We start from the raw sequence: 7,556 nt of genomic DNA, 5'->3' as shown, positions 1-7,556 counted from the left end.
GACGAGGAGCTTAGAATGATCCAAGACCGATTAAACAACCGACCCAGAAAACGATTAGGATTTAAAACACCGAGTGAAGTCTTTATGCAATCTTTAAACCGTGTTGCACTTCGTGTTTGAATTCACCAGTTGCTATTAGTGTTTTTTGGGCTATTTTTAAGTTTTATGGAGACCAAGCCAATACCTAAGTTGCGAGTATCAGGATTTCCAGGATTAAGAGCATTAGGGGAGGTTGGCGCTGGTGGAATAATTTGAATCTGATTGCTTGACTCTGCCGCATCAATGGGCACAGTAAATGTCTGGGCGTCGCTGGCTAATTGGATGGTATGAGTATCTTTACCAATAACGATCTTGGTTGCTTTGCCTACGTTGGGCCCAAAACCTTTAGCCTGCAACTCCAAGAGAAATGACTTTGGTAGAGGACCGGTAAACTGAAGAATCACAACATCTTGATCAGACCATCGACCCCAATCTTCTCGGCCTGCGAGGCCAATCATTTTTTTTATAAAATCAGGACTGCCCGGTCTTGAAAAAACAAAGCCCTCATCTAAAGACGCAAAATACTTTGCCTCAGGCTTTACTACCCCAGGGCTGCCGTTGCAATATGTAAGGGATAATGCTAGAAGAATCACTAGAACAATATCGAGCCAGCCAAAATACATAGTCAACATTTTCATCAATTAAAGTCAATTTAATACCGTAAGATGCTTAATATACCCCCGAATACCTTCTCTATAAAAAATAAGGGTATCGCCGCATCTATTGCGCTTGCATTGTGCGTTTGGCTAGTCACTTTTCAAGATAAATTCACCAGCCTCTTTTCTAAGCAAACATTGACTGGTTGGGACACCCATTCATATGGATTTGTATATTTTCTCTACTTTAGTGATGCCCTCAAAAGTGGCTTTATCCCTCTCTGGAATCCGCTGATTCAATCAGGAAACTTTTTTCCCAACTTTTTCAATGCTGGCCTCTTTTATCCCTTTGAATTATTTTTTGTCATTCTAGGATGGGCCATTAGTCCACTCCTTAGTTTTGAACTCATGATTCAAGCCTCCATCATCATTGGGGCACTAGGCGCTTATTGGTTACTTCAGTACTGGAAGATCGATTCATTTCTAGCGCTCATCGGCGCCATTTTCTACGCCCTCATTGTGCTGGCTCCAGTAGTGGGGCAAATTTGGTACACCATTTCCTTTGCAAGCTTGCCCTGGTTAATATTTGCCAGTGCCTGCTTGTCAGATAAAAAACCTCGCAGCTTAAACCTATCTTGGCTCTTTTTTGGGCTGCTGTATGTCTTTTTCATATCGGGCGGCTACTTATGGCTCAATTTGATGAATTTGTTACTTGCCTTTAGTTTTGTTGCTGCTAAACAAATTTTCTCTACCGGGCCTTCAATAAGTACTAGAAGGTTTTCGTTTTATTGGCTTACAGAAGGTCCAGTTCTGCTATTGCTTTATATTGCCTGCATCTATGCCTGCATAGTATTACCTTGTTTTTTACATCTGCAGTTTAATTACAGCGAGTTCCTGGGAGACTTTGCAAGCCCAGATGGAAGATTACGCGGCCTCAAATTATTAGGCCAGACGGCAGGCCATGGAGGCGCCCTAGAAACTATTATTGGCAACATTGATCCACTCATCAGTGCCAATCAATCTTGGGCCAAGGAGGGCGTCTTTACCTATGGAGGTGGCTGGACCCTATGGATCTTATTGACTATCAGCCTGATTACCAAATGGACTCGGCGGCAAATTTATTGGCTAGTTTTATTAGGTCTTGTCATTACCTACTCGGCTGGTAGCGATACTCTTTTGGGCTCCATGGTGATGCACATTCCGATTGTCAATGGCAATCGCTATTGGCTTGGAGTGGGAACTAGCTATGCATCGATATTTCTACTTTTTCTCGTCATCGATAAATTAAACCTGCTCAATAAAAATGATTCAAATAAAAAAAGTTTATTCATCAGATTAATTATTGTCGCAATACTAGGCATTGCCTTTCTGATCTATATGTACGCTCCTCCCATAGAATATTGCATGCTGATATCCAGTAGCCTCTTTTTGGGTTTTTATGTCTTATCTAGCTCACGCCGGATTGGTCATTGGGCGTTTTTGGGTTTAGTAGCGATCAGCCTGTCGTATAACCTCATGACCCCTTACCGAGCTTATAGCAACCCCATCCTTGAAAAGGAACATCAAGAGAAAATAGTCAATCGTCAGCAAGCGATCACAGTAACTCAAAACTATCGTCAACTTGCGACTGGTACCGAGTTGAACTATTACGATACTGACTGGATTTATCAAAAGCTACCGTTTACCCATGGCTACAACCATTTAGGCAATCCCCTGTATTGGTATGTAAAAAATAGTCCTTTTCTGGAAAGCATGGTTGTTGCCACACAATTGGCTAGGCCCGCTCTTGAGATCAATAGGCATAAACTAAAAAGCGATAATGAATACGCAGAAAAAATAGCTGCCGATGTTTTATCGGATCCGCTGGTGCCCACTATTCAACCAAGTGACTACAAAGCTATTAAAGCTTCAGACCAATTTGCTTCTGTCATATCAAACCTAGAAGTCAATCCCAATAACGTTCAATTTACTATTGATGTTAATGCGCCTACCCACATTATTCTCAATATGCTCTATGCCCCTGGATGGAGACTAACCATTAATGGAAAAATACAAGCTTCCTATAGTGCCAACCATTTATTTCAGGGTGTTGACCTTGATGCCCCTGGGAAATATCAGATTGACTTTCACTATCGACCCTACTTAAGCATCGCTCTTTTGTCTGCACCCTACGCGCTGCTCGCATTACTCTGCCTTATTACTTGGAGAAAAAGGGCTAGATCTTTTTAGCAACAAATAACTTAATATCGCCTAAGGTCACAGGAATAATAGTTTCGGGAATGAGTTTGTCTAAGCTTGAAAATGGGCGATGGCAAAAATGGGGTAAAGCATAAACCAGCTTTTTATATAGATACTTTAGTGATGCATAGTGTCGATATTTATCAACGTGTATCAATGTAAGCCCGTGCTCTTTGAGCATGTCTTCTAGCACTTCAGGGGTGAAATAGTACAAATGCATCTCCATCATCCAAGGCCATCTTCTACCCATCAACTTTGGAAACCAAGAGTGAATGTCCATCGTTGAAAAAGCGAATATGCCATCTTGCTTTAGTAGGGATGCCGCATCCTGAATAAAAGCCGAGGGATCATCTACATGCTCAATCACATCCCAGCTCACAATCACATCAAACGGACTCTTGAGTGATTCTTTAGCGATTTGAAACGGGGCATTCAAGATGGTTACTTGAGGATCTTGAGCTAAACAATATTGAGCCGCCCACTGTGAAGGTTCAATCCCAGTGCACTTCCATCCAAATTGCTTTGCGTGTTTTAAAAATAAACCGCAATAAGAACCAATTTCTAATAAAGTTCCCGGCTTTGGCAAATAGGGGGCTAACTTTTCAAAGGCAAAGCCAAACGTTTTTTCTTTTACTTGGAGATTTTCCAGGTACTGCGAATCAACCACATTGCCATACAACACATCAAGATCTTTGGGATGTTTTGTCTTGGGAACTTGCACCAGACCACATTGAAGGCATTTAGCTACTTGAGGCTTATTGGCGTGCGCCATGCTACTGCATTTATAAACGTTTGAATCCAAGGAATCAGATACCCCATCAACACTGGGTGGATATATTTCGTATAAATAATGCCCCCCACAATGGGTGCACGCATCGGCAACAAATTGCGACTGCTTGCTTTGGTGCCCAGAAATATAGCGAGAGAAAGTTAAGGCGCTTAATTTATAAGCGCCCCTAAATATTTCAAAGGTAGGAATTTTAGAATTGCCGCTATGGCGATTATAAAAATGAATCGGGATTTCTTGAATGGTTAAGCCAGCGGCATGTAGACGCACAATCGATTCTAAAAAGAAGGAGTAGCCAAAATTGCCAACCCAATTAAACTTCACTTTGGAGAGGGGTTCGACCTTAAAGCCGCGAAATGAGGTAGTAAATTCGTGCAAGGAAATACCAGTCAGTATTCTTGCGGCTGCATTGGCAGCAAGACTAAGCTGCTTACGATACCCAGAATAATCACAAGAGCCCCCTGGCATGTAGCGTGAACCAATCACAAAATCGTTTTGCTCTAGCTTCTCTAAGATGCGAGAAATATCAGCAGGATCATGAGAAAGATCCGCATCCATCGTGACTAATAAGTCGTAAGCTTGTTCAATCGCATAAAACATAGCGATAAAATGCGCTGAACCAAGGCCCAGCTTTCTAGGGCGGTGAATAATCTTAAGACGCCCTTCAGTACTGGCTATCTCATCCAATAGCTTACCGGTTCCATCTGGGGAGTGATCATCTACAACCAATACATCGGCAGTAGGGCAGTGGCGCCAAATCCCCTCTAGCAAGCTCTTGATATTGCCTAACTCATTGTAGGTGGCAAAAAAGACCAGGGTCTTTTTTGATTGCTCAGCAATCGGTGAATATTGAGATGTCATTTTTGCAAATTAATGCATCATCGACTGCTGAAAAAAAGCAGTAAAAGCAGGTAGTGGATAGTTCATTAAGAAAACCATCAGTACTAAACACAAAAATGAACTTATCATCAAAGGCGTCTCTTTCCAAAGCTTTTCTGGAGCCTGCGCAACGCCATCTTCTTTAAACGCTAGATTTAAATACATGGCCATAATAAAAGCGATGAGTGGAAATGCAAGAATGAGCTCTAAACGATAGCGCATCACGAACGCGCCAAAAAATAACATTGAGGCAGCGGCATAAAACATAATGGAGACAAGCAAGTTTTGCTCGGTATAGTAAGCAAACGATTTGCGATACTGCCGAGCAGAAATATTTTTCGAAATATCACGCATCTCAGCAAAACGCTTAATGGCCATCAAATAGGCTCCAATCATCCAGTAGGAGATCAAGAGCGATACTGGGATTTGAATTGGTGGGGAAACGATATACCAACCAATCAGTAATCGAATGGGATTATTAATTGACTCTACCAGTACATCCACATATGGCACATCTTTTGCTCTTAAGGGGGCAATGTTATAAATACACCCCATTACCCACAGCCAAAGCAGCACATACATAAATGCTTGTGAAATCAACGATCCTAAGGCGAGGCCAAGCAACATCAAGGCTATCCACTGTACATAGCCCCAGCGAATATGGACCCGCCCAGCAGGAGTTGGACGCAGGCGCTTAGTGGGATGGAGCGCATCAAATGGCGCATCTAAAATTTCATTGATCACATAATTGCTCGAAGCAATAATGCCAGCAGCTAAAAATCCAATCACAACCGAATATATTAAGTGAGGGCTAATGCTCTGGGGATAAACGCTAATTGCAATCAGAAGCCCTGGCAAAATAAAGACGTTTTTGATCCAGTGATCAAAACGACAAATTTCCAGATGCCCTCGGATAAAATTAGATTTATTTGGCAAAGGTGTGGTCAAACTAAACTCTCATTGAGATAAATCAAAATGGGTGGATAGGCTTAGTGGGCAAAGGCTAAGTAGGTTAAGGCTCAAAATCATTTTGCTATTTTACTTGCGCATGATTGATAAGGGCTTAGGGATTGCCAAACGCGTAAGCCATCGCCAGCAAAGCGCCCTGCCCTACTCAATCGATCAATGTATCTCATATTTGAGCTCTAAAACTAGGGAAAATACTCCAAAAGCAAGCCTTCGAAAATCGATAAGTACTTGTTTTATATAAGTATTTCCCATTTCGTTTTTTATAATTGAGTGTCAACTGAACTTATATTCCATAAAAAGCCACTTTTTCGCTGACGCATTAATCGATCTAGTAGGCTATGAGCATAGTTACGCTCTTTCATCAGCAACTGCTCATCTTGATTAATGCGATGCTGCTCAGTGCGCTGGGAAAAATAATAGGCCTCCATCCAGGTCCTTATTTGTGGACGCATCAACTCCCAATTGGCTAAGTAATACAACTCGTCCGCCAATTCATCCAAATAAGAAAGTATCTTATTGGGATTTTGCTGCCAAGCCATACTCAAGCCCTGGCTAGTAGGCCCAAAGAAAGTAGGCTTAATTTGCCGAGCATCAATCCAAGTGGCGAGCGCTTCAAATAGCGTAGGATACTGGCGCCAAACTAAATTGAAGTTTTGAATCCCCTTAGCATGCTCAATTAAGTGAGCATACTCGTGCAATGCCTTCTTTGCTAACTGACGCTCACTTTGACTAACCCTATGTCGTAATTGTGTTAAATACTCTGGAGCTCTTACAGCACGATTGCCGGTAATTCCCAGCATCTGCGCAGCCATTTGTGGGGTCAGGCGCTCTAATATTTTCTCTCGCTCATAAACGCCCCGCGTCTCATGGCGCAATATCCTCCACAAAGCATTGGCATATTCATCTGCAATCTGCACTTCAATATAGTTTGCCGGAGCGAGCGCACTAAATACCTCTTTCAGATGTTTAGCGTACGCCTTCTCATCCTCAAATGGCAAGAGCGTACTTTTAGCATGCTGGCCAGTTTTGAGTGCGTTAAAGCGAATGGCCTTTTTACCTGCACTACTTTTGGGACCCGTCTGACCATGGGTCTTTTTAGTAGCGGACTGCTGGTCTTGATCTGATTCTTTTGCTGCATTCTGAGTATTGATCGGTTCAGTATGTACAATGGAACTAGCGCCATTGGCCTCATCTAACTGTGAAGTGCTTACTGTATTTGCCAATACACTAGTGTTCAAACTGGCTGTATGGACATTCGATAGATCAATGCTCATCATACGAATAGCGTGATTGCTAGAAATATTACTAAGGGTACTACTTGATAGTTGGATTTTATCCATATAAAACTCCTTGCCGAATCGGCATTAAAAATGACTATTTACCAAACTCAAACAAATTGTGAGTTTGGCGCTTTAGCTAACAATGAACGTGAGGTTTGTGGCACGTACTGCAATATAGGGAGCAACCCCCTGGCACCATACTTTAATAATCAATCCAATGTCATGGAAAACATTACGAATAGTTTGGTACCCATTGCGCGCTCAAGTCCGAGCGTACTTCCGTGGTGCATCCAGTCAGATGTCTAACTTACTACTTTTACTGCAGCTAACTTTGCCTCTCTAAACTGAGATGCAGGTAAGCCTTGTCCGTTACCCGTGCCACTTTTTAAAGGTAAAAATATGAGTCTCATTTTTTTAGTTAATCGCAGTTCAATAATGTTACCAAATTATTTGCTCTATGATAAGTATTTTTTAAAATTTATTCATACCAAAAGATCTTTTGGTAAGTTGCTAGACAAATGATCAAAAATTAGCTGTGGTCACTTGTGTAAAGATGTTGTCAAACAATTTTATTTGCTATCAAAGCGCGTAAATGTACTACAAAGTATGACAAAGTACTACAACGTAATACTAAAAGAATTTGAACTGACCTGATTTTTAGTACCACTCCAAAAGAGAGGATTTTTGATAATCTTCACCCTAAAGGAGTGCTAAATATGGCAAAAGGCCAACGTCTTAAACCCGAGCAAATCGTCACCTTATTGCGTC

5 protein-coding genes and 1 pseudogene are annotated in these 7,556 nt (G+C 41.7%); 2 read left to right on the top strand and 4 right to left on the bottom strand.

The window, feature by feature from the left end; translation table 11 throughout:
* A pseudogene (locus LZT22_RS12545) lies at positions 1-120 on the top strand (IS30 family transposase); the annotation flags it as partial.
* Positions 121-122: 2 nt separating this feature from the next.
* Here the strand turns inward: LZT22_RS12545 and LZT22_RS12540 are convergent.
* Positions 123-677, bottom strand: coding sequence for a hypothetical protein (locus tag LZT22_RS12540; protein ID WP_233925640.1), 555 nt, complete (start codon positions 675-677; stop codon positions 123-125).
* Between the two features lie 27 nt (positions 678-704).
* Here LZT22_RS12540 and LZT22_RS12535 point away from each other — a divergent pair, with 27 nt between their 5' ends.
* Complete coding sequence (locus LZT22_RS12535; protein WP_233925639.1) at positions 705-2,864, top strand: YfhO family protein; 2,160 nt, start codon at positions 705-707, stop codon at positions 2,862-2,864.
* Here LZT22_RS12535 and LZT22_RS12530 read toward each other — a convergent pair.
* The 3 genes from LZT22_RS12530 to LZT22_RS12520 form a co-directional block, all read right to left on the bottom strand.
* Complete coding sequence (locus LZT22_RS12530; RefSeq protein ID WP_233925638.1) at positions 2,851-4,521, bottom strand: methyltransferase domain-containing protein; 1,671 nt, start codon at positions 4,519-4,521, stop codon at positions 2,851-2,853. The two genes, LZT22_RS12535 and LZT22_RS12530, sit on opposite strands and share 14 nt — an antisense overlap.
* A gap of 9 nt (positions 4,522-4,530) precedes the next feature.
* Complete coding sequence (locus LZT22_RS12525; protein WP_233925637.1) at positions 4,531-5,487, bottom strand: UbiA prenyltransferase family protein; 957 nt, start codon at positions 5,485-5,487, stop codon at positions 4,531-4,533.
* A 281-nt stretch (positions 5,488-5,768) separates the two neighbouring features.
* The gene (locus LZT22_RS12520; protein WP_233925636.1) at positions 5,769-6,848 is read right to left on the bottom strand and encodes a hypothetical protein; all 1,080 of its coding nucleotides are present in this window, start codon (positions 6,846-6,848) and stop codon (positions 5,769-5,771) included.
* Between the last annotated feature and the right edge of the window lie 708 nt (positions 6,849-7,556).

It is taken from the genome of Polynucleobacter sp. IMCC 29146 (assembly GCF_021395195.1).
Lineage (GTDB): Bacteria > Pseudomonadota > Gammaproteobacteria > Burkholderiales > Burkholderiaceae > Polynucleobacter.
The sequence above is the reverse complement of the archived record's forward strand: the minus strand, read 5'-3'. Positions and strand labels throughout refer to the sequence as shown.

Bases quoted from the DNA above. Each gene is read 5' to 3' on its own strand.
- LZT22_RS12540 (WP_233925640.1), bottom strand. From the start codon at position 677: ATGAAAATGTTGACTATGTATTTTGGCTGGCTCGATATTGTTCTAGTG.
- LZT22_RS12535 (WP_233925639.1), top strand. From the start codon at position 705: ATGCTTAATATACCCCCGAATACCTTCTCTATAAAAAATAAGGGTATC.
- LZT22_RS12530 (WP_233925638.1), bottom strand. From the start codon at position 4,521: ATGACATCTCAATATTCACCGATTGCTGAGCAATCAAAAAAGACCCTG.
- LZT22_RS12520 (WP_233925636.1), bottom strand. From the start codon at position 6,848: ATGGATAAAATCCAACTATCAAGTAGTACCCTTAGTAATATTTCTAGC.